This is a genomic window from Martinezella lusitana (assembly GCF_016901135.1).
Classification (GTDB): Bacteria; Pseudomonadota; Alphaproteobacteria; order Rhizobiales; family Rhizobiaceae; genus Rhizobium; species Rhizobium lusitanum_D.
The window spans coordinates 18,028-38,668 of record NZ_JAFEVL010000019.1 but is presented as its reverse complement, the minus strand read 5'-3'; the positions used below and the strand labels follow the sequence as shown (position 1 = coordinate 38,668).

The window sequence follows — 20,641 nt, the reverse complement described above, 5'->3', positions numbered from 1 at the left end:
GCCGATACGCACGAATTCGCGCCAACCTGAAAGGAGAATAACCATGCGGTTCAACAAGAACATAAGCTCTGTAAGAGACTATGAAGACGTCGTGGCGACGGTCGAAGGCTATGTCGAGGGGCTGCGTGTTGGCAGCATCGAGAAGCTGAAGTCTGCTTTTTACAAGAATGCCGTCATGTACGGCTTCAGCCCGGGCGGACTTCTCGAGGGTCCCATCGACAACCTCTACACCTTCGTCGAACGCTATGGTCCTGCCAAAGACGTCAGCGCGCACATTGACGTTCTCGACATAACAACCACCACGGCTGTTGTGAAAGTGACCATGGAAAAGGATGCACAGGGCGGCGATTTCACCGACTTCCATTCGCTCATGAAGCTCGACGGACGGTGGAAGGTGATCGCAAAACTCTACCACATGTACGATAAGTGACCTTGCCGCGGACATCGCACTCGGGGATTCCAAGGTGCGATGACCGCTGCGGTGCAGACCCGCTATTTCAGGACAATGATCCGCTTGTCGCGTTGACGGCCAGGAATGGTGTCCTGGTAGATGCGCGCAGAGACTTTCGCCCTTGCTTCAGCAAATGGGTTGCCATTTGCGAGGTCAGAATAAGGATATCCACGATAATGAGATCGTAGAAACTTGTAGAGAAGAGACCACATTACCTTCCAGAGCGTTCGGCACATGCTGCTTGGTGAAGTCGCGTGTTTTCATTGGTAGCGAGATGCGCTAACGGTGCACCCAACAATCGCGAGATGGAGAATCGAATCACATATGATTCCTTTGCCGCGCACATCTCCATCTTGTTCGCACTCTGTTTCTGCGACCTTGACCAGACGCATATTTTAATAAAAACATCATCTGCAGATGCACATTATGCTGTTTCTGTGCATATATGCAAAATAATTTACGGAGGTGGGATTGCTGTCCCCACTCGAACGTTTGGTCGCTTGTGAGCTTCAGGCATCTCCACGGGGCTCGGTAGCCAGTATGGCCGCCAAGATTGGAGAACCCCAGCACGTCGTCCGTGCGGTCTTCGACCGCCTTATGCGATCTGGCGCTCTTAAAGTGACGGCAATTGTTGATCCATCTGCTTTTGGCCGGCCGCTGGTCATTGGATTCCGCATAACAGTCGCCGGCGGGCGAGACAGCACGCTGAAGTCGTTGCTGACTCATCCTGAATTTCACTGGTTGGCAGTGGTGGATGACGCTACGACGCTTCTGGCGACTGCAAACTTTGCGGATGTGCATGAGCTTCAGAGGTTCACCGAGGAAGTGATCCGACAAACGCCTGGCGTGCGTGAGACGTCGCTGCAAGCATATTTGGAATTCGAACCAGTCCCCTATTACTTCGACGCTGACTTTCCGCCAGTCCGCGTACCAAGACCCAGCATCGATAGAGTGCGCACTGCGAAGTTGGATGAATTCGACATTCGCCTATTGAAACAGTTCCAGCAAGACGCCCGCATCTCGTATTCGATGGCCGGCGAACGCGTAGGCCTGTCATTATCGGCGACGCGGCAGCGCGTCTTAACTCTCGTGGATAGTGGGACTTTGCGATTTCATGTCCTTCCCGACCCGTTTGTTATTGGATTTCACGCCGCAGTGATGGTGAGTATCAAGACAACAGGCCCAATCGCGCAAATTCGCGAAGTGTTGTCGCGACTTCCGGGAGCTACATTTTTTTCGGAAACAACGGGAGACTACGGATTTATACTTGAATTCTTCGCTGAGGACAGCGATGCGTTTGAGAAAGCCGTTGAGATTATTATCCAGACTCCAGGGGTTCTCGATATTCGGACGGACCTGTACCGCCAGATTGTCCGAGATACGGGGACTTGGTCACCATAAGCGGGCAGCGGCAATCAACGGCTTCCGCCTGCCCCCAAAATGACGCAGAGTACCTTCTTCGGCGACTAGCAAGGGTCGTAGGTCTGCAGATGTGCAACTACATATTGCATTACCACGTTATTACAACCATCCGCGTTAGTTCAGCGATCGGAGGCTCCGCCAACGCGCTCATCCATCTCAACGCCCTGCTGCCATATCACTTGAACCCGGTGACGTCGTCATCCTCGACAATCTTGCGGCTCACAAGAGCACCAGGGCGGCATAGGCCTTAAAGAACACAATGCCTGGTTCCTGTTACTGCCGTCCCACAGCCCCGATCTCTATTCCATCAAGATGGCTTTTTCCAAGATCAAGGCGCACCTGCGCGCCGCTGGCGCAAGAATTTTCGATACGCTGTACAATGCTTTTAGCTCTATCTGCAATCTCTTCAATAGAACCGAATGCTGGAACTATCTCAAAGCGTCAGGATATGCGCCCCGTTGATCGTACGGTGCTTTAGATATCAGAATTCATATCTTTCTAGCGTGACCCATGAGGTGACATGGGTTGCGCGGTTCCTACGCAGCGGAACATTCTTCGAAGCAAAAATGCCGAACGAGTTACCTGTCATGCTCGAAAAGGCCGTGTTCTACAATTAAGAAAGCATTCCCGCTCAAGCCCCAGCGGGCGGCTCTACCAGGTCATGTTGCGCGCCAATCATCACCACCAAGACATGGCACTGCTCGTCGAACGGATTGCTCCAGGCGTGGACCGCGCCGCACTGGATCAGTGTGTCACCCGCGTTCAACTGGATGCTGGCGCCGTCGTCCAGCTCACACACGCAGCTTCCCTTGATGACATAGACCGTGTCTATCGTGGCGGTGCGATGTTTGCCGCCTTTGTTTGTCAGGACGTCCTCGCGCGCCGGCGTTGCATGCTCGGACCGGGTCTGGGGTTCCATCAGCGTGTGCATGTAGCGGAAGCCACCGATCGGGGGGAAAAACCAGTTGACATTTGGGCGCTCGCCGGCGTCGGGGAAGTGAGGGTTTTCCGCCGCCCACACGTCATACACGGACCAGTCGGCCCTGTTCGATACCGGATTGGGCGGCAACTGTACGTCGCTGACGATTATCGCGCGGCCATCTTTGTTGTGGGCTGTCACTATGCGTCTCATGGTCATACTCATTTCTCCAGTTAGCTGCTCGATGTTCGTGCCGGATGGCTGCTTGGACGCGACGAATTGGAGCGAGGGCGGGCACAGCTGGCGATCAACACGAATTGCATCTAAACATGCTTGCACGGGCCAACAAGTAGGATGGATTTTTGATGGATAGTATGGAAATTCAGACCACCGCGGGGCTGACACCCGCGCAAGTCGCTGACAAAAATCGAAACATGCGCCGCGCTCTAGCCATGATCTCCGGAAAATGGAAACTGGAAATCATGTCGATACTCAGCCAACGGGCACACCGATTTGGCGAATTAAGGCGTGCTATTCCTGGTATCACGCAGCACATGCTGACGCAGCGGTTACGTGACCTTGAGAACGATGGATTGGTATCGCGAAAGATCTTCGCTGAGATCCCGCCACGCGTGGAATACGCTCGTACTGACCTTGTCCAAGAGGTCTGCCCCTACATGAATGGGCTCCTCGAGTGGTACTTGGATCAAAGGCACGGCAAGCGCGCACCCGGATCGCCGACGGGGCCATAGACCAGGCGTTCTAGTTTCCCCAAACTACAAATGCGCCTAGTACCTCTGCAGAGGTTTTGAGGGGTTGCATGGGGGCCTCTTGTCCGCGACCGCCTTCAGCCGGGATGCGGGAAAGCGGGGTTCCCGACTCTTTGCGGGCTTCAGCGTAGAGCTCAGTTGCACTGCCGGCGATCGAGCCGAGCGCTGACGCCATGACCTTCTTGGTGGCGATATAGTCGACGAACAGTCAAATCCATTCGCCGAGGGCCACGCCGGGGGGCAACGATCCGAGAAGGCGCGACGCCGAGCCGGCCGATTGCTCGACCTCGCGGCGGTAGACCGCCTCGACGATCGCGCCGCGAGTCGGAAAGTGCCGATACAACGTTCCGATCCCCACGCCGGCGCGGCGGGCGATCTCGTTCAGGCTGACGTCCACTCCTTGGTCGGCGAAAACCGTTTTCGCCACTGCCAAACGACACCAGAGACCAATTCGAGTCGAAGAAGGATTGGGGAGCCGGCATTGCGCCCGGGAGGCTCCGTTCCGGCATTGGCGTATTCATGCATATTTCGGCGTTCCCCATCTTGTCGAACGTTCTCGCCCACCGATTACCGATATAGGCTTGGTACGTCCCTAGCAACATGGCAGGGGCCGCTGTCACGTTGTCGGGAAAACGCCAGCATCGAGTTGCCGAGGAAAAGATCAGGCCAGGGCGTTGTCATGCCTGTTGACGGCCGGATGGGCGAGCAGGCCGAAAACTGGCCCCACCATCGCGTGAAATCGCCCCTTCCTTAGTTTCTACTGCGCCAGCGGCCAGGACTTTGCCCGATCGTCCGCTTGAACGCGGAATTAAATGCGGTGTCAGAGGCGTAGCCGACGCTCTCGGCAACCGTCGAAGGCTCTTGTCACCTTTCCTCAATTCGGCCCTGGCAACCGTCATGCGCCAGCGCATCAGATAGTCGAGGGGCGGCAAGCCTACGAGTGTCTTGAAGCGCTGGGTGAAAGTCGTTCGCGACATTCCAACGGCAAGGGCCAGGTCTTCGACCTCCAGCGTCGGGCTAGATCGCCATGCATCAGCGTGAGGGCGGCTCCAACCCGAGTGTCAATCATCGCGCCGAGCCAGCCGACGACGTTTGCGATGCTGCTGGCTGAGATGGCCGAACCTGGTTGGATCGTCTTGGTCTCATAAGAGAGCAGATCAAGGATCGCCCCAAGCGGACCGGCACTCCGTGAGGTGGCAGGAATATGAATCAGTGGTGGAAGCTGCTTAAGCAGGATGTCACTAGTTGCGTCATCGAACGTAAATCGCCCACCGGCCGCGACCACCTTGTCCCCATTATCGCCGTAACGGATAACACCATCTGCATCTTTGTGCGTATCGAAGATCAATACTGGCTGTCCTTGAGTGTGGCATTCATTCGGTCGCGCTTCTTCTTGAAACGCTCCTGCATAATGCCGTCCCCTGCCTTAGTGCCGTCATGCCAAGTGCCTATCCACTTGTCGATCGGTAGCATGCCATCGGCGTAGTTTACTTCGAAATACTTGTGGTGGAGGTAGTGGGCATACGCGTGAGTGTCTACCAGCCCTTCTTTTCCTGCCTCAACTTTATCGAAGCCAACGTGGCCGATGACTGCGCCTGTGCCGGTGACCTGCAGATGATAGAGTACCAGCAGGGGATGGGATGGGAGGACCAGATGGAGGAGGATGTCCGACCAGTAAAGGAGGTGCTCGACCGGGTGCATGGAGAGCGCCGACCACGGGCTGGGGTTAACAGAGTTGTGGTGAACCGAGTGAACCCACTTGTATAGCACCGGAACGTGTATCAGCCGGTGAATGCAGAAAAAATGTACCTCGTGGATCAAAGGGATAGCGAGACCAAAGGCGACAAGCCATAGAGGGTTGTCGCCGAAGGTGACCCACGGACCGTAGCCATTGGCCCAAGCCCAGAGCATCAGCACCTCATATGCGGTCCAAATTGGCAGGCCGGTTCCGAATGTACGGATGGCATTGTCAATGTTCTGGCTTTTGAACATGAAGATCGTCGATGGCTGTTCAGACGGAAACTTGCCGTTGAACTTATATCGATTGCCCTGGGATCGCTTGATGTAAAGGCGGAGTTCCAACGCTCCGTAAAGCACCAGAACAAGTGCCGAGTTGCGGAGAAGTAGCAAAAGGGGCCAGGTCCAGCTTATCGTTTGCAAGGCCTCACGCGAGGGCGTCAGATAGAGCCAAAAGATCGCACCGACTGCCATGAAGACCACGTTCCAGGGCAGAAAGTACGAGGGAAGCCACTTTAGTACGCGTAGCGGGCGCCATGGGAAATCCAGCAGAGGGCCAACCTTAAGCGGTTGGTTGGGCCGCCAATCGCCTCGCTTATCACGGGTACCAAAATCAAGATCATTCATTTTCATCTCCCTAGCTTTTGAGGGTCATTCCAGGAAACGGCAGCACTGGCGCCCATTCTTGGACGCCCGCTTAGTCTCTGCCGACGGCGAAGGCCGCGAGCTTCGAGGCGATTTCTGACACAAGCTTCGGCCCGTCCGATATCACCGCATCGCGCGGGTCGGCCCCGATCACGCCCCAGAGAGGATGTGAAGGATCATGACGGTCGGGCCTGTCATCGCCGTTCGTCTTCGCGGGCAGTGCGTCGAGCTTGACGGTCTCGGGCCAAAGCCCCGCAAGGAGGGTCGTTTCGAAACGGCCAGCATGGTCTGGGGGGAAGTCCGGGATGTTGAAGCGGTTTACCGCCGTCGCCAGCACTTTCATCGGCCCAAGTTTTTCAAACTCGCCCTTGAGCTGGTCGATCATATCTAACTGATCACCGGCAAAATGGCCGGAGAAGAGGACGATGCGCTCGACTTTTAGCTCCGCAAGACGGTTGAGTGTCTTCCGCAGAAGCGGCGCAAGATGTTCCGAACTTTCCATCATGACGGTCCACGGGTAGCTCCCATGATCGCCGCCAGTTCCATAGTAGAGGGCGGGCCAGACCAGGCCACCGGTCACTTCCGCCGACAGGAGGCACAGGTCACGTGCTGTGAGCGCATCCAGCCCGACCGGCAGGTGCTCGCAGTGCCATTCGATCGTTCCAAGCGGCAGATAAACGAGAGAACATTCTTCGAATGCACTTCGGATTTGGGAGGGGCGCAGCATTTCTATTGCTCTGGTCATTTGTAGTAGTTCCTGACCCAGCAATGCGTCCGCAGCCGTTCTATCAATTCGTCCGGCAGGAAACGGCCGTCTGAATAGGCAATGTTCATGTCAATCTGTTGGACAGAGCTCATGCCCGGGATCAGTACGCTCACCGCATCGTGAGACAGCACATAGCGCATGGCTGCTTCAGCAAGTGACCCGTATTGATCGCCGATGTCGGCTTTTAGCAATTCCAATCTGGTCAGTGTCTCGGCGAACCGCTCGCCGCGGAACATGTCGTGCTGCTGTGAACCAGGCTCCCAGCTGGCATAGGTATCGGTTACCCAGCGCCCGCTCAAAGAGCCGCTATCGAGCGGGACACGCGCAATAATAGCCGTGTCCGAATCCTTGGCGGCCTGAAAAAGATGATTGCGCGGCGTCTGCTCGAACATATTGAATATGACCTGCTGAGATGCGACCAACCCTAGCTTGGCTGGAGCGACACCCTCGTCTGGTCGGTTATCTCGCAATGAGATGCCAATCTGGTCGACTTTTCCTTCGATCCGAAGCTCGTTGAGCGTCTCCAGCCAGTCGAGTTCGCGATGACCGCTCGGGGACCAACTGTGCAACTGGAACAGATCGATTCTTTCAACGCCAAGACGCCGCAGGGAGTTCTCGACGCTTTCGCGCAGATGCCATTTAGGGAAACGGCCACGGAAAAGGGGGGCTTCATCTTCGGGATGTGGCCAGATCGTCGGTTGCGCCTTCGTTGCAACGTAGACCTTGCCACCCCTCCATTCTCGAAGAGCAGTCCCGATCACCTCTTCGGAATGCCCTGAGCCGTAGAGCTGCGCTGTATCGACAAAATTGACGCCATGCTCGAACGCGTGAAGTAACGTCCTCACGGACTCATCGTCATCAACCTTCCCCCACGTGCCGCCGATCTGCCATGCGCCAAAACCGATTTCCGAGACCTGCCAGCCGGTTCTTCCAAATTCGCGATACTGCATCGTTCTCCTCCCTAACGGGTTCGCTCCGCAGGCGCTCAAATTCTAGATGAACGGATTTTTGCTCGCTGCAGACAGGCACTTTCGCAGCACGTCACCCTCAATGTGGAACTCCTCAAATTCCCTTTTTGGGCAGCGTCACTCGAGGAAAAGGATAGCATTGGAGATTTGCGAACGCGGGCCCAATACTGATTGAATTCAATCAAAACCAATTCGCCTCGCACCTGGAAGAGGAATGCCATCTTCGTATTTCAGCGAGTGATCGACTCCGTCGAACCAGTGTTCAGATTTCGATCAAGATACGGCCGCTCTCGACCTTCGTTTTGTAGGTCCTGAGATTAACGCAAGCCGGTGCACGCAAAGCTTCACCGGTTCTGTAGTCGAATGCTGCCTGGTGTTTGGGACATTCGATTTCGTAGTCCATGACGAGACCGTCCTCGAGGTGCACTTTTTCATGCGTGCAAAGCCCATCGGTGCAGAAATACTCGTCATCGGGGCTGCGATAGATGACGAATGTCCGTCCGCCGTGGTCAAAGCGGGTCAAATCTTCGTTTTCGACGTCGCCGACGCCGCACGCTTCAATCCATTCAGGCATCATGCGTTCTCCGCACAGTTCTAATTGCCACGCAGTTCGATTTGTTCGTCAGGAAAAAGAATGGTCGGCGAGTGTCCATCGCTGGCCTTCCAAAGACCATTCAACGTAGTGGGGGCATCCAAGATTGATCAGGCGGCCTAACCCAGTTCGGCGACTGACGATGGATGTCCCATTCGCGCTCTTTGGTGGGCCTCGATCTCGGCCTCCAATTCGGCCATCTGCTCGCCACCCGCCATGAGGTCCGTGATCTCGTCGCGGTTTTTTTCGCCACGGCGGAAGTCGGCAGCTAGCGCTCCACGGATCAGGACCGCAAAGTGGTCGCCAACGGTCAGCGCATGGATAACCTGGTGTGTGATGAATATCACCGCGAGACCTCGCTTACGTGCTTCGAGCACAATGCGCAGCACATGTGCGGCTTCTTTGACACCAAGCGCTGCAGTCGGTTCGTCAAGGATTAGCACACGGGCACCAAAATGGACCGCGCGTGCGATGGCCAGCGACTGCCGTTCGCCGCCGGACAGGCCGCCGACTAAACGATCGCCGTCATCGATGCGCGTGATACCAAACTCCTGTACCGCCTTGACGGCAATCTCGTTTGCTCGCTTGCGGTCATAAACGGTGAACAGACCCCATGTTTTGGTGGGCTCGACGCCAACGAAGAACGACCGACCAATGCTCATCAGCGGAAAGGTGCCACCGAATTGGTGGACTGTGGAAATTCCCCGGTCGCTGGCCTCCTTCGGACTGTTGAACTCAACTGATTGCCCGTCCATCAGGATTTGGCCGGACGTTGGTCTGTGCACGCCTGCCAGGGTCTTTATCAGAGTCGATTTGCCAGCGCCGTTGTCGCCCAGCAGACAGAGTACTTCACCCGGATGGACCCTCAACGAAATGTCGTGAAGTACGTCGATTGGGCCAAAGGACTTGTTGACATTGCGAAATTCGAGAATTGGCTCGCTCATTGCATGTCCTCACTTCTTTTTTGGCGAATACGTGAGCGCCATCTTGCGGAATGTGTTGTTCATGAGAACCGCCAGAAGCAACATGACGCCGATGATGAGGCTCGACCAGTTTCGATCAAAATCCGTGAAATAGATGCCCTGGTTGACGATCGCAAACGTGATGGTGCCGAGGAAGATGCCGATGATCGACCCAAAGCCGCCGGTTAGGAGAACTCCGCCGACTACCACGGAAATGATCGAATTGAAGATGTAGGTCATGCCAGCCGACACCTGCGCAGAATTGAAGAGTATCGCTTGGCACATGCCAACGAACGCGGCGCTCGTTGACGACAAGACGAACAGCGTGATCGTCAGCTTTTCGGTGGGAATACCGGCATTACGGGCGCTAACTTTGTCACCGCCCATTGCAAAAATCCAATTGCCGTAGCGTGAGAAGTGCACGAAGAAGATATAGAGAACGGTCAGTCCAAACCACCAGACTATAATGTTTTGAAACGTGCCACCGATGAACTGACCGAATAGAAACTTGCTAACAGGATCGGCAGTGAGCGCGACACTCGTCGTGCCGGTTATGAAGACGGAACACCCGAGCACAATTCCCTGCATCGCAAACAGCGTGCCGAGCGTCACGATCAATGAGGGCACGGCGGTGCGCGCAACCAAGAAGCCGTTGACTACGCCAACGACCAGGCCCAGTGCGAGCGAGGCGACAACGCCGATCCATATAGGCAATCCGTAGTGGCCTGAGATGATGGCAACAGTCATCGACCCAGCGGGGATCATGGCCCCGACAGAGATGTCGAGTTCACCGGCAATCATTAGAAGGCCTACTGGAATGGCGATGATGCCGAGGTTGGCGGCGACGTTGAGCCAGCTGGCTGCGCCTGCCAGTCCCAGGAATTTGATACTTCCGAAAACGGAGAAGAAGGCAATTACGCCAATTAGACCAAGGAGTGCACCTGCTTCAGGCCGACGCAAGAGTCCAGTAAATGGCACGCCGCCTTTGGCTGTGGGGCGAGCGTTTATAGTGGCGGTCGCCCGGTTTGAGAGAGCATTGGTTGTCATGGATCTGGTTTCCCTTTGATGGGCCCGCGAACCTCGTCAATGAAGGCACGCCCGGTTTGAATGCCTGCCCCCAAGGTTAGGTGGCAGGCGAACTTCGCCGTCTCAGCGATAGCCTGCCTCGCCGCCTTTGAGCGTCACCTCGGCGTTCGAGGCGTCCACGATCCCTGGTCCGGTTAGAACCGGGGCCGACGATATTGCGAGCCCGTAGTTCGAGTAGGCGTCAGACATCGTGACTGCTAGAAAGCCTTGCAGCCAAGGCTGTTGGTCGATGGCGAATAGTTGTCCGGTACTTAGCATGCGCTTGAGACCAGCTGCATTCATATCAAACGCACCGAGCTTGACCGATCCTGTCTTTCCAGCCTGGCTGATCCCGGTCGCGGCAGCATCGGCGTCACCAGCAGAAATCGTGAAGACGCCGTCAATGGTGTCGTCGCGAACAAGCTCAGCTTTGATGGCTTCTGCAACAGCGGTCGGATCTCCAAATGAAGAGGAGGGCAGCGGAAGCTCTTTCGACTTCCCTCCTTTAGTTGCAATTCCGTCAGCAATCCCTTTGCAGCGAGCCTCAAGATTTCCAGCGCCAGGAACGGTATTCACACAGATTACGTTCTTAGACCCATGGTCTCCAAAGTACCGTCCACCTGCAACTCCAGCTGGATATTCCTCGTTTCCGATATAATTGATCGCTCCCAGCTCTTTCGCCTTCTCAGCACCACCCGCGTTGTAGAGCATAACCGGGATACCTGCCTTCATCGCGGCTTTGATAGCCTCATCCTCGGAGGCAGGAACCCAGTTAGGAACGGCGATTATGTTGACGCCTTGGCTAATTGCTGTGCGAATAAGGTTTGCAGCGTCGCCGCCAATATTGTCGTACGTCTGGAGCTGCAGATAGTTCACGGTGCCCCCATGTTCTTTTACGACAAGCGCCGCATCATCGATGCCTTTCTTAATTTTCGCAAAGAAGGCATCGTCAGTTTTGCCACCAATGATCGCAATATTGGCGGCAGTCGCACTGGTGACCATGACCACGCCTGCGGCCAATGCCCAGACCAGTGTTTTGATGGATTTTTTCATTTTCTCCCCTCCCATATGCCGTCCTATGACGGCGACTAAAACGACATGTCGACTCTGAACGAAGCAATGCTTCGCAAGATGTTTGCACTAGAGGCCGCAATTCAAGCAGGTCGGCTACGGGGCGATCCCGGCTTCGATCAGTGCCATGCTTGCGCGGAGGTCGCCTTCAATATCGGAGGCAGCGTGAACGCTTGTGGCGAACGGCTCGTAGGAAAAGACTCCGGTGTAGTGAGCTGCAAGATAGTGGTGGAAGGTATCATGGACGAGCTTGTAGCGGCCTCTACCGCCGACTGCCTCAATGGCCTCGACGGCTTCCCGCTTGCGCCCAAGCGACGAGGTAGGAAAGCCCAGAGGCTCTACGAGAGCCACGATGTTGGCCAATTCAACCATCGGCAGGATTTCCTGCAGGGCGTGGCGAAGGCCTGCAAGACGGGCCTCGTCTGTCACGACTGCGCCGTCATTGCTCGGAATGAGGCTGATGGATTTAGCCCCACTTTCCTTGGCCTGCTTGATGAGGCGCTCAAGCTTTGCCCGCATCTCTTCGGACCAGCGGTTGAAACCATAGACTTCCGAGAGCCCCAGCAGACGTATGCCCTTTCGGCGGGCATAGGCACCGATTGCATCCGGTTCATCGCCATCGAAGAACGGCCGATCCGCAAGTTTCTTGTCGGCCAAATCGTTTCTGAGCTCGACGCCGAGGCAGCCAATTCGCGCCGCAAGGTCAATGAACGCACGGATGTCTAGCCGTGGCGTCGTTATATGATTGAGTGCAAAATCTATCCGGCCACCCATGGCCATTCCTCCCAAACAGTGAACCGGTCCCGTTTCCCCCAACAGATTTTTGACCAGTTTCTCGCGCCCATCTTCAGAGCGGCGGCCGACTCAAGCAAAGAGATTGGTGATTGGATTCAATCAAGATCAATCAATCTGATCCGAAATGCCATCTTTCGGTGTTATTTTACGGCACATAGACATCTTTTGGTTGCCTTTCGATGCGTTTGCGTTCTTTCTGTACGATAAAGCACTGGCTTCTCCGCCGTGCTGACTTCCACTTGTTTTCCTTCGGCGAGCGCCCTCACCCCATCTCACGCTCGCACGGCAAAGAGATCTCTCGCTGCTTGAAATCGCGGCCACGCCCAGCCGAGCGTCTCCTTGCGCTCGCCGCCAGCTCACCATCGCTAGCAAATTCTGGTGCAAGAATTTACGAGATCATTGATTGAATTCAATCAGTCTCGATATTGGTGTTCTGAACGACAAATGGTGATGCCTATCGATGTGTTCGGCATCGGGGGCAGCTCTGCGATCACTGCGCGGCAGATCAAGCGCCGATCCGCTCGACCACAGAGACGGGCCAGCGAAATACGACGAGCGGACCATTTGAAGATTTCGTAGTTCGAGGTAGCAAGCAATGGCATCGAAGCGACTGACAACACGCATTACACTTACAGACGTAGCAAAACGTGCAGGTGTCGGTACAGCCAGTGTTGATCGAGTTATAAACGATCGCGGCAACGTCAGTGAAGAAGTCAGTAAACGCGTTCTTCAGGCGGCAAAGGAGCTGGGGCTACGTCGTATGTTACCGCAAAGCCACCGTCGCTTAATTAGGATAGATGTCATTCTTGCTCGGCCGGAACTGCCGCTGATTGCCCGCATGGGATTTGAATTTCGCCGCCTTTCGACCTCGCTTGACAGGTCAATTATCATTCACCGCACAGTTCTGGAGGACGAGCGAGCCGAAACGCTTGCGAAGGCCCTTACCAAGACGAGCTGCGATGCGGTCGTGTCGTATATGCAGGACCATCCTATCGTACACGCAGCTGTCGAAGAGCTCAGTGCTAAGGGGATTCCTGTTGTCACGGTAATTTCGGATGTTCCTGGATCCGCGCGGATTGGATACGCGGGAACGAATCATTATAAGGCTGGCCGGTCGGCGAGCTACTTTACTACGAAAATGGGACGCTCACCTGGTCCGATAGTGATCTTATGTAACCACCTCGGATTCCAATCCCATGCGGATCGAGTGCGCGGCTTCTGCCAGTTTCTTGTAGAAAAAGCCCCGGGATGGCACGTGGCCGAGGTTGTCGAAGGCGGAGATGACCGGATGCATTCAGAATTGCGGTTGCGCGAGGTCTTCCAAAAGCATCGGGACACCGTCGCCATCTATAATGTGGGCGCAGCGAACATCGGCGTTGCGCGAGCAATTCGCGCTGACCTTCTTGACGTACGCCCAGTGTTTGTGGGGCACGAGCTGACGAGCAATACGGCGGCATTCCTCCGAGAAGGGCTGATGTCGATTGCGATCGATCAGAGTCCGGAACTGCAGGTCCGGTTGGCGGTAGATCTCATCCTTCGCCACTTCGCCTTTTTTGGCCATGATCAGGCCCCGTTTCCGCTTGAGACTGAGGTGCCGACGGTTCTCTACGGGCCTGAAAATATCCCCAACCCGCTCCCCTTTTGATCCGTCGTCGGAAGTAATTGTTCTACCTCATGAAGCCGTTTATTGAGAACGACATGTATCGCCATGTTGCGATCATGGAATGGATCGTTCGGCCGTGGTGGCTCGATCGGCGATATCGGCACGCATGCCTATCATCTGGCCGGCTTCGTCTCGGGCCTCAAGCTTCAATCATTGACCGCCGATCTCGCCATCTTCGTGGACGGACGCGCCCTGGATGACAACGCCCAAGTCATGCTGCGCTATGAAGGCGGCGCCCGCGGGCTTCTTTGGTCTTCACAAGTAGCCCTTGGATCATCAAATGGTGTGCGGTTGCGGGTGTTTGGCGAGAAAGCCTCGCTGACATGGTTTCAAGAGCAACCGAACGAGCTCGTGCACGCACGATTGAATGGACGGACAGAGATCATCAAGCGCGGCGCCGACGACCTTAGCGACACCGCCAAAGCGCGGACCCGTACGCCTCCCGGCCATCCCGAAGGCTATCTCGAAGCGTTCGCCAATCTGTATGCCGGCTTTGCCGAGGCAATTCGTGCCAAGCGTGAAGGACGGGAACCGACAGCGATCGGACGCGATATTCCGACCGCTTACGATGGACTAAAGGGTGTAGCATTCGTTGATGCGGTTGTTGACAGCGCAGCGGCAGCCGATCAGCCCTGGCTTACGCCGATTGCGGTTTAAGAATTCAGGTCCTTAACTGACCGCAGCCGCATGGCTGCGATCTTTCTAGCAGCAAATTTATTGCCTTCTAGTAGACGCGGCAAGATCAGAATCCGAGCTTCTTCCCGCATGGTAAAAAGACGCCCCCTACTTTGGGGGTGTAGAGCCTTGCAAGGAACTAATGGAAAATGCGGGAACGTTGCGAAACGAGCGGAGAAGCGTTTTGCGGCATTGCAATAATTGATAATGCAGCGCAATATAACTGTTAGAATTCTGTGCAGTTGGGCGCCGTGCAATGAGAATTTGCATCTACAAGTCGGACATAGCACCCGAGCTTACTCTCTTGCTGCGAGAGGGCTTGCCCGTACCCGCCGATACCAAGATAGGCAAATGGACCAAAATCAAGGTCGTCACCGACGGGGAGATGAGAGCAGACCTTTTGATTCAAATTGGCGGTGCTGGGCATGCGTTAGTTCGACTTGGTGCGATTAGACAGCATTAGGCAATAGCACCGCCTAAATGCCGCGTTATCACCACACCACCTTCGCATCGCCGGGCTTTGTCTGCTGGAAACACGCACCCCTGGTGCTCGCGAGCCGACCGGCGGCCACATTGCCCGCCTCGGACTGAAAGCTCCCTTTCTGAATTGGTGGTCTTGATGGGAGTCGAACTCACGAGTTGCGGAGGCGTACATTCTGTGACAGTCCGCGAAACAGGCGTCCGCCATACGCAATGTTTGCTGCCAAGAACCCTCTCCGGAACTATTGGCTCAGAGAGGGTAGTTCAGTGTGTATTTGGCAGGCCGTAGAGCTTGGCGCGCTCAAAGTTATCCTGCCGTTCGACAAGGGGCGACCGGCTCGCGACCATTGTGATGAAGAGTCCCGCATCTGTGCCGCGCCAAGATCGGGGCACTCGGCGCGGCCGCGGTGGGTGATCAATTTGCTTGGTGTTCGTGGCGTCGCTTACTACTGTGCAGGCGCGGATTTCTGAAGCTTGTCCTGAACTTTCTTAACGAGCGCCGGATCCTTATTTGCAGCCGCTAGAATCGCGTTGTATTCGTCTACTGACATGCCCGGAGAGGTCTGAACAGCCTGTACCATTTGTTTGCTTGCCTCGGTCTGTAGCTGTTGCTTCGCGGTCGGATCCGACGTTGCGCCGATCTTGGCCGAGTATTCCTGCCTGATTTTGTCTACCTGGAGATACGCGACCGCAAAAGCCTCGATTTTTTGATCGCTCACGGTCGCAGGCGTACTATTGCTATCTGGTTGTGCTTGGGTAGGTTGCTTCTCTTGCGTTGCTTGCTGTGCGGATGCAGGATTGCTGAGAAACATCAAGCTCAAGACTGCAGCGGTCAACGATGCGGCAGGGATATAACGAGTGATCATCTTAATTCCTCTCTCGTAGCGTGCGGAGAACACCTCTTTGATGGCGTAGGGCGAACGGCGGCATATCGCATTGATTTAGCCGTTGGTTAGGGTTGAAGAACGATCCGGCGACAATGTGGCCGTCAAACGTTTTCTGTGGGGCAATAGCGCGGCGACCTGTTGACGGCCAAGCGGCGGCTTTATGGCTGTCGCCAATTAACCCAATGCTTGTCGTCGCGGCATCCGGCTGCACGCGGCGGTAAGGCTCGACGACAATACCGGTCATACGATGGGCCGATCGGCGCGTTTACTTAGGGACGTTCACTAACGTTCCTTTTCTCACGCATTCCTTATCTGTACAAACGTCATCAAAAACGGGTCGAAAAATCGATGGCGAAAGCGGTGAAGGTCAGTCCCCCTCCCCCAATCCAAAAACTAGTTGGCTATGCCCGCGTTTCGACGGACGATCAGCTCAATGACGCCCAGGTCGACGAATTGCGCGCAGCCGGCTGCCATCGCATTCATCAGGAGCACGGATCGGGAGCGTCACGCGCAAGACCGGTCCTCGCCAAGCTGCTAAAAGATCTCAGCGCCGGCGACGTGCTCGTCGTCGTTCGCCTCGATCGTCTGGCTCGGTCGGTCAGCCATTTACTCGACGTCATCGAAGACCTCGAACACACGGCGTGCATTTCCGCTCGCTGCGCGATCCGATTGACACCTCCACCCCGCAAGGCATGTTTTCGCTACAGGTGCTCGGCGCCGTCGCCCAGCTTGAGCGTGCTCTGATCGTGGAGCGAACCAAGTCCGGCATGAAAGCGGCCAAGGCGCGTGGGCGACTTGCCGGCAATCCCGGCCTTCGAGAACGTCAACCGGAGAGTACGTGCGGTCTCGGCCGCTCGTCGCCGCGTCTATTTGGACGAACTGATCTCGTCGGCGCAGACATGGCTGCCAACCGTGCGGCAGCTACGCCCGCAGCATAGTTGGGACGATGTCGTACGGATCCTCAATCGCAGGGGTCACGATTGGACGGTCGAACGATTGCGCGGGCGGTTCATCGCATGATTCGTGAGAAGCTCGCGGAGCCAGAACTGTTGGCGCGTTCTCCTCGTCGCGCGCCCGAAGATCATTTGATGAAGCTCGTCGCCGCGATCACGATCGCCGATCCGGATCTATCGTTGCGCGACATCGCCGCGCAACTGGATCAAATGGGGGAGTGGCCGGCACGTGGTGGCCGGAAATGGCAGCCGTCTTCCGTCAGGGCGCTGCTGGACGAGGCACGTCGCTTCGGGCTCGTTCGCGATTGAACGCCTGCTTCATAAGCCGGCCGAACTGTCTGTTACGCAAGCGCCCTCCGTGACGAAAACCAGACGGCACTACCGTCGCCGCATCCGACCTCTATGGGAGCAAGATTGCGGCGACCTACTCGGCTTTCGATCGTTCGATGCACCCAATGAGAATCAAGGCCGCAGTCAAACTTGCTCCGCCAATGACCAACCAAAGATTAAACGAATAGGTCAAACCATAAGACGCGGTCGCGACCAGAGCAAGCAAGGCATGCCCAAACGAAACCCACGAACCGGGGATTTTCTTCTTCGCTTTGAGCCAGATGAGCGCAAAGAACAGTGCTCCGAGAGCAATTAGTTCACAGAACAGCAAAAACTCGCGCAAAATTGAATCCCTTTTTCCACCCCATCGGCAAAGCGGGTCGAACTCAGCCATTTGACCTGCAACATTGCATTGCCTGTGCAGATGTCATACCCAAGATAGCCAAACCTGCGGCGATTGACCATCACACGGATCCTGCCAGGGCTACCGATGTCCGCAAGGCCGCGGGACTCTGACCTTTTGTGAGTTCGCCTCTTCCTTTGGAGGATTGTATTTCAATTCATTATCGAAGCTGCAGAAAGTTGTGATCGAGGTCATACAAATCCTGGCCTTTGAGTTCGACTCTCCGCGTCGAATCGAAGGCACCCGCCTTCTCAAGGTAGCGAGCGATAGCATCGAATTTTGCAACATCATCGCGAGTAGAGGGCGCCTCAGAGTCGAACCGCGTCCCCAGCATAACGAAAGGTATTCCGACGGCACTGGCGGACCCATGAAACATGAATTTTGCCTCGGGGTCAGCGAGACGTGTTTTGGCCAAGGCGAATATCGACGTGCATGCAGACTCACAGTTATTTCCGGACTTCACTTCCACCGGGTAGCCGAGTCCGTTGATCTCCTCTCCAATCCTACGCGCGATACGAATATCGCCGCCACGAGAGTCCAGAGCCACTCGCGCATTGCCTTGCAAGGCACCGGAGGTCGTGATTGATCGCCATTGGTCGTACATCGGCTGGTCGATTATTCCAGTTAACGTCACGGTTGTGTTGTTCTGAATGACCTGACCAACAGGTCCGCCAAAGGGTGAACTGCCCGACCAAATGAGAATGTTCGCAAACACCAAATACAGCATCCCGGGTCCGGACACCGCGCCCAATAGCACCGATAGCCAGGGAGCGAAAAAGCCGCGCCATCTCCCAAATAGCCAAAGGACACCAGAAATCGCCGTGCCGACCGCAGCAGCTGAACATTCCACAGCTACCCAATCGGGTCTTTGCGCACCTACCAAGAATATTCCTGCCACAAAGGCGGCCAAGCCGAAGAGAGCGACGAGGACCAGGGGGCTGATTCCATCTGCGTTTTTCGATTTCATTTTCGGTTGGCTTTCATGCAATTCTCAACGGTTGTTCTGCACCCCTTACCATCCGTTGACGAAGCAAGGGTTAAGTGAAATGCGACGATTGAAAGAAAGGTGTTTAGAAGCCACCGACCAAAGATCGCTATAACATTCAAGTAGCTATCTCAACGCTTCCGCCGCGGGCCTGTCTCACGGTAATCTGGCCGACTATCCAATTGAGGCGCCAACCTCCCTTATGCTCGCAATTGCCTGCCGAACATGATCGAAACGATCGCATTCTCACTGTTAAGTGCCAAGCAATACTATGTCCAAAAGCAGCTTGGCCATGCGTCCACCGAGATGACGCGCAAGTACCAGCTTCGACGTGACCGCTTCCGCATCAATTTGACAAAGGCGGCGGGACTGTAGAACACCTCGCCGCTGGCAAGAGTTTCAGTGAGCTGCCTGGGGGATGGCGCCGTCGCTATCAACCGTATCACGATTAGCCGACAAAGCCCGTAGCACCGCTTCAGGCTCCCTCTCCATGATCAGAAGCAAGGTCCGCGCTGCGCCGGACGGCTGCCGCTTTCCCTGCTCCCATTTCTTGTATCCAGATGGGCTGGTTCCCAGGACTGTCGCCATCTCGTCCTGGGTCAAATCGAGTTTCTTGCGGATCGCCTTCGCATCGACCATGCCAAGATCAATCGTGTGCACGCGGGCCTCCGGAAGGTCCTTGCCCTGAGCATGCGCCAGCGCTTCAGACATAGCCTGGATCAAATCCGCGCCGAATTTTGTCATCTCGCTCATGCCTTGCTCCTATTCGCCGCCTTAATAGCCCTCGCGAACGCGACCACGGCTTTGGCCTCTTCGGGTTTCAGGTCGGTTTTTTCGTTCTTCCCGTAAGCCAAGAGGGCATAAATTGGTGCATCGTCGCTGTACCAGTAATAAATCACGCGAGCCCCACCGCGCTTGCGTTTGCCCTTGGCACCGAACCGCACCTTTCGCACACCGCCCGTACCGGGAATTTCATCGCCGGCCTGTGGGTTTGCTGCGAGGAAATCGATCAGCTCCTTCCGCTCGTCCTCGGTAAAGAGCTCAGCTGCCTATTTCACAAACAGCGGTGTTTCGGCAACTGTTTGCACCTCTTTCCTATAACCCAATGGGTTACTATATGGAGCGTTCTACCCTCGAAGTCAACAAGGACCTATGTCGGCGCCACATCACACCCATCCCCTCACCTACTTAGCCTCACCGCGTCCTCGGCTAATCGGCGCGATATGAACAGCTGGCAAACCGGACATGAAAAAGCCCGGTGCGGGAGGAGGTGCACCGGGCTTCGATAGGTGACCGACAGCTGGGAGGAGGAGTGCTGTCCGTCGGACGAAAGGGCTCGGGAGGAGGTGAACCGTTTCGATACGTCGAAGGTAATGCTGCGTTGCAGCAATGTCAACATCCTTCATATTGCATCGCGTCATTACAAGTCGTCGGCGCGCCAAGCACCCTCTCGGAAACTGAAAACGACCGGTCGCAAAACCGGCCCTCTCGACAAGCTTCGCCCGAGCGCAAATTAGGCCTGTAGATTGTCCGCCGACATCTTGCCTGACTTGCGATCCTTCACCAGTTCATAGGTGATCTTCTGGCCATCGTTCAAGCCACGCATACCGGCGCGCTCTACTGCAGAAATGTGGACGAACACGTCAGTGCTGCCGTCATCCGGCTGAATGAACCCAAACCCCTTGGTCGCGTTGAACCATTTAACGGTACCAGTCGCCATAGTCTCTTCCTCGTTCGAAGCGTCGCGCCAAATCCAATGCTCGCCAGGCGGATCTCATTGCTGGAGCACAAATAGACTGTTCTGGCGGTGACGGAAAGCTTGAAATGCCCGTCGACAACCTTCGCGTGGCTACTTTCCGGCGGCACGCTTCATACGAATCCGGATTGGCCCACCCTCGCCCTGCTGGACTTCGAACTGGTTCGTCTTCCGGACGAGATCACTGAGTTTCTTGAACCCGAACGTACGCGGATCGAAGTCAGGCGCCAAGTTCAAAACCTGCTTTCCGACCGTGCCAAGACTGACCCAACCGTCCTCGGCGTCCTCCTGCGACAATACCTTCTTGATCAGCGAAACCGCGGCACTCGGCGGCTGCAAAGGCATA

General features: G+C 55.7%; 22 protein-coding genes and 3 pseudogenes. 7 read left to right on the top strand and 18 right to left on the bottom strand.

Going from position 1 to position 20,641, the window contains the following annotated elements; translation table 11 throughout:
* Nucleotides 1-43 precede the first annotated feature (43 nt).
* Complete coding sequence (locus tag JTP94_RS07130; RefSeq protein WP_204849836.1) at nucleotides 44-430, top strand: nuclear transport factor 2 family protein; 387 nt, start codon at nucleotides 44-46, stop codon at nucleotides 428-430.
* A gap of 561 nt (nucleotides 431-991) precedes the next feature.
* Nucleotides 992-1,852, top strand: coding sequence for an Lrp/AsnC family transcriptional regulator (locus JTP94_RS07125; RefSeq protein WP_204849835.1), 861 nt, complete (start codon nucleotides 992-994; stop codon nucleotides 1,850-1,852).
* Between the two features lie 652 nt (nucleotides 1,853-2,504).
* Here JTP94_RS07125 and JTP94_RS07120 read toward each other — a convergent pair.
* On the bottom strand, nucleotides 2,505-3,011 hold the full coding sequence (locus tag JTP94_RS07120) for a cupin domain-containing protein (protein ID WP_204849834.1): 507 nt from the start codon (nucleotides 3,009-3,011) through the stop codon (nucleotides 2,505-2,507).
* 155 nt (nucleotides 3,012-3,166) lie between these two features.
* Between JTP94_RS07120 and JTP94_RS07115 the strand changes: the two genes are divergently transcribed.
* Entirely contained in the window at nucleotides 3,167-3,544 is a 378-nt protein-coding gene (locus tag JTP94_RS07115) for a helix-turn-helix domain-containing protein (RefSeq protein WP_204849851.1), read from the top strand.
* Nucleotides 3,545-3,770: 226 nt separating this feature from the next.
* On the opposite strand, the gene JTP94_RS07110 is transcribed toward JTP94_RS07115, so the two are convergent.
* The 11 genes and pseudogenes from JTP94_RS07110 to JTP94_RS07060 all read right to left on the bottom strand — a co-directional run bounded on the left by JTP94_RS07110 (nucleotide 3,771) and on the right by JTP94_RS07060 (nucleotide 12,142).
* On the bottom strand, nucleotides 3,771-3,989 hold the full coding sequence (locus JTP94_RS07110) for a helix-turn-helix domain-containing protein (RefSeq protein ID WP_312038141.1): 219 nt from the start codon (nucleotides 3,987-3,989) through the stop codon (nucleotides 3,771-3,773).
* A 323-nt stretch (nucleotides 3,990-4,312) separates the two neighbouring features.
* Nucleotides 4,313-4,399: pseudogene (locus JTP94_RS35995) on the bottom strand (hypothetical protein); the annotation flags it as partial.
* Nucleotides 4,400-4,496: 97 nt separating this feature from the next.
* Nucleotides 4,497-4,910, bottom strand: a complete 414-nt coding sequence (locus tag JTP94_RS07100) for a cupin domain-containing protein (RefSeq protein WP_204849832.1) — start codon at nucleotides 4,908-4,910, stop codon at nucleotides 4,497-4,499.
* Nucleotides 4,907-5,926, bottom strand: a complete 1,020-nt coding sequence (locus JTP94_RS07095) for a sterol desaturase family protein (RefSeq protein ID WP_204849831.1) — start codon at nucleotides 5,924-5,926, stop codon at nucleotides 4,907-4,909. The genes JTP94_RS07100 and JTP94_RS07095 overlap by 4 nt, the downstream gene beginning before the upstream one ends.
* 70 nt (nucleotides 5,927-5,996) lie before the next feature.
* Nucleotides 5,997-6,671 carry a creatininase family protein gene (locus JTP94_RS07090; RefSeq protein WP_204849830.1) on the bottom strand — a complete coding sequence of 225 codons (675 nt, stop codon included), beginning with the start codon at nucleotides 6,669-6,671 and terminating at the stop codon, nucleotides 5,997-5,999.
* A 14-nt stretch (nucleotides 6,672-6,685) separates the two neighbouring features.
* Entirely contained in the window at nucleotides 6,686-7,660 is a 975-nt protein-coding gene (locus JTP94_RS07085; protein ID WP_204849829.1) for an aldo/keto reductase, read from the bottom strand.
* Between the two features lie 280 nt (nucleotides 7,661-7,940).
* Nucleotides 7,941-8,252 carry a MocE family 2Fe-2S type ferredoxin gene (locus JTP94_RS07080; RefSeq protein ID WP_204849828.1) on the bottom strand — a complete coding sequence of 104 codons (312 nt, stop codon included), beginning with the start codon at nucleotides 8,250-8,252 and terminating at the stop codon, nucleotides 7,941-7,943.
* 137 nt (nucleotides 8,253-8,389) lie between these two features.
* A complete protein-coding gene (locus JTP94_RS07075; protein WP_204849827.1) occupies nucleotides 8,390-9,214 on the bottom strand; it encodes an ATP-binding cassette domain-containing protein in 825 nt (274 codons plus the stop codon).
* A gap of 9 nt (nucleotides 9,215-9,223) precedes the next feature.
* Nucleotides 9,224-10,279, bottom strand: coding sequence for an ABC transporter permease (locus tag JTP94_RS07070; RefSeq protein ID WP_204849826.1), 1,056 nt, complete (start codon nucleotides 10,277-10,279; stop codon nucleotides 9,224-9,226).
* A 102-nt stretch (nucleotides 10,280-10,381) separates the two neighbouring features.
* On the bottom strand, nucleotides 10,382-11,350 hold the full coding sequence (locus tag JTP94_RS07065; RefSeq protein WP_204849825.1) for a substrate-binding domain-containing protein: 969 nt from the start codon (nucleotides 11,348-11,350) through the stop codon (nucleotides 10,382-10,384).
* Nucleotides 11,351-11,464: 114 nt separating this feature from the next.
* Nucleotides 11,465-12,142, bottom strand: coding sequence for a TIM barrel protein (locus JTP94_RS07060; protein WP_210384050.1), 678 nt, complete (start codon nucleotides 12,140-12,142; stop codon nucleotides 11,465-11,467).
* 616 nt (nucleotides 12,143-12,758) lie between these two features.
* Between JTP94_RS07060 and JTP94_RS07055 the strand changes: the two genes are divergently transcribed.
* Together JTP94_RS07055 and JTP94_RS07050 are read left to right on the top strand one after the other, a co-directional pair.
* On the top strand, nucleotides 12,759-13,808 hold the full coding sequence (locus JTP94_RS07055) for a LacI family DNA-binding transcriptional regulator (RefSeq protein ID WP_204849824.1): 1,050 nt from the start codon (nucleotides 12,759-12,761) through the stop codon (nucleotides 13,806-13,808).
* 42 nt (nucleotides 13,809-13,850) lie between these two features.
* Nucleotides 13,851-14,483: a Gfo/Idh/MocA family oxidoreductase gene (locus tag JTP94_RS07050; protein ID WP_246754704.1), complete on the top strand. Its 633-nt coding sequence runs from the start codon at nucleotides 13,851-13,853 to the stop codon at nucleotides 14,481-14,483.
* A 944-nt stretch (nucleotides 14,484-15,427) separates the two neighbouring features.
* Here the strand turns inward: JTP94_RS07050 and JTP94_RS07045 are convergent.
* Nucleotides 15,428-15,847 carry a DUF4168 domain-containing protein gene (locus JTP94_RS07045; protein WP_204849823.1) on the bottom strand — a complete coding sequence of 140 codons (420 nt, stop codon included), beginning with the start codon at nucleotides 15,845-15,847 and terminating at the stop codon, nucleotides 15,428-15,430.
* 369 nt (nucleotides 15,848-16,216) lie between these two features.
* Between JTP94_RS07045 and JTP94_RS07040 the strand changes: the two are divergent.
* A pseudogene (locus tag JTP94_RS07040) lies at nucleotides 16,217-17,130 on the top strand (recombinase family protein).
* 115 nt (nucleotides 17,131-17,245) lie between these two features.
* Here JTP94_RS07040 and JTP94_RS07035 read toward each other — a convergent pair.
* On the bottom strand, nucleotides 17,246-17,545 hold the full coding sequence (locus JTP94_RS07035) for a hypothetical protein (protein WP_204849822.1): 300 nt from the start codon (nucleotides 17,543-17,545) through the stop codon (nucleotides 17,246-17,248).
* A 169-nt stretch (nucleotides 17,546-17,714) separates the two neighbouring features.
* A complete protein-coding gene (locus tag JTP94_RS07030) occupies nucleotides 17,715-18,521 on the bottom strand; it encodes a hypothetical protein (protein WP_204849821.1) in 807 nt (268 codons plus the stop codon).
* Between the two features lie 288 nt (nucleotides 18,522-18,809).
* Here JTP94_RS07030 and JTP94_RS35375 point away from each other — a divergent pair.
* A pseudogene (locus tag JTP94_RS35375) lies at nucleotides 18,810-18,914 on the top strand (integrase); the annotation flags it as partial.
* Between the two features lie 24 nt (nucleotides 18,915-18,938).
* On the opposite strand, the gene JTP94_RS07025 reads toward JTP94_RS35375, so the two are convergent.
* From JTP94_RS07025 to JTP94_RS35365, 3 genes are all read right to left on the bottom strand, one after another.
* Complete coding sequence (locus JTP94_RS07025) at nucleotides 18,939-19,292, bottom strand: DNA-binding transcriptional regulator (RefSeq protein ID WP_204849820.1); 354 nt, start codon at nucleotides 19,290-19,292, stop codon at nucleotides 18,939-18,941.
* Nucleotides 19,293-20,052: 760 nt separating this feature from the next.
* A complete protein-coding gene (locus JTP94_RS07020) occupies nucleotides 20,053-20,259 on the bottom strand; it encodes a cold-shock protein (RefSeq protein WP_183835065.1) in 207 nt (68 codons plus the stop codon).
* Nucleotides 20,260-20,388: 129 nt separating this feature from the next.
* On the bottom strand, nucleotides 20,389-20,634 hold the full coding sequence (locus JTP94_RS35365; RefSeq protein ID WP_409456589.1) for an OST-HTH/LOTUS domain-containing protein: 246 nt from the start codon (nucleotides 20,632-20,634) through the stop codon (nucleotides 20,389-20,391).
* Nucleotides 20,635-20,641: the final 7 nt, after the last annotated feature.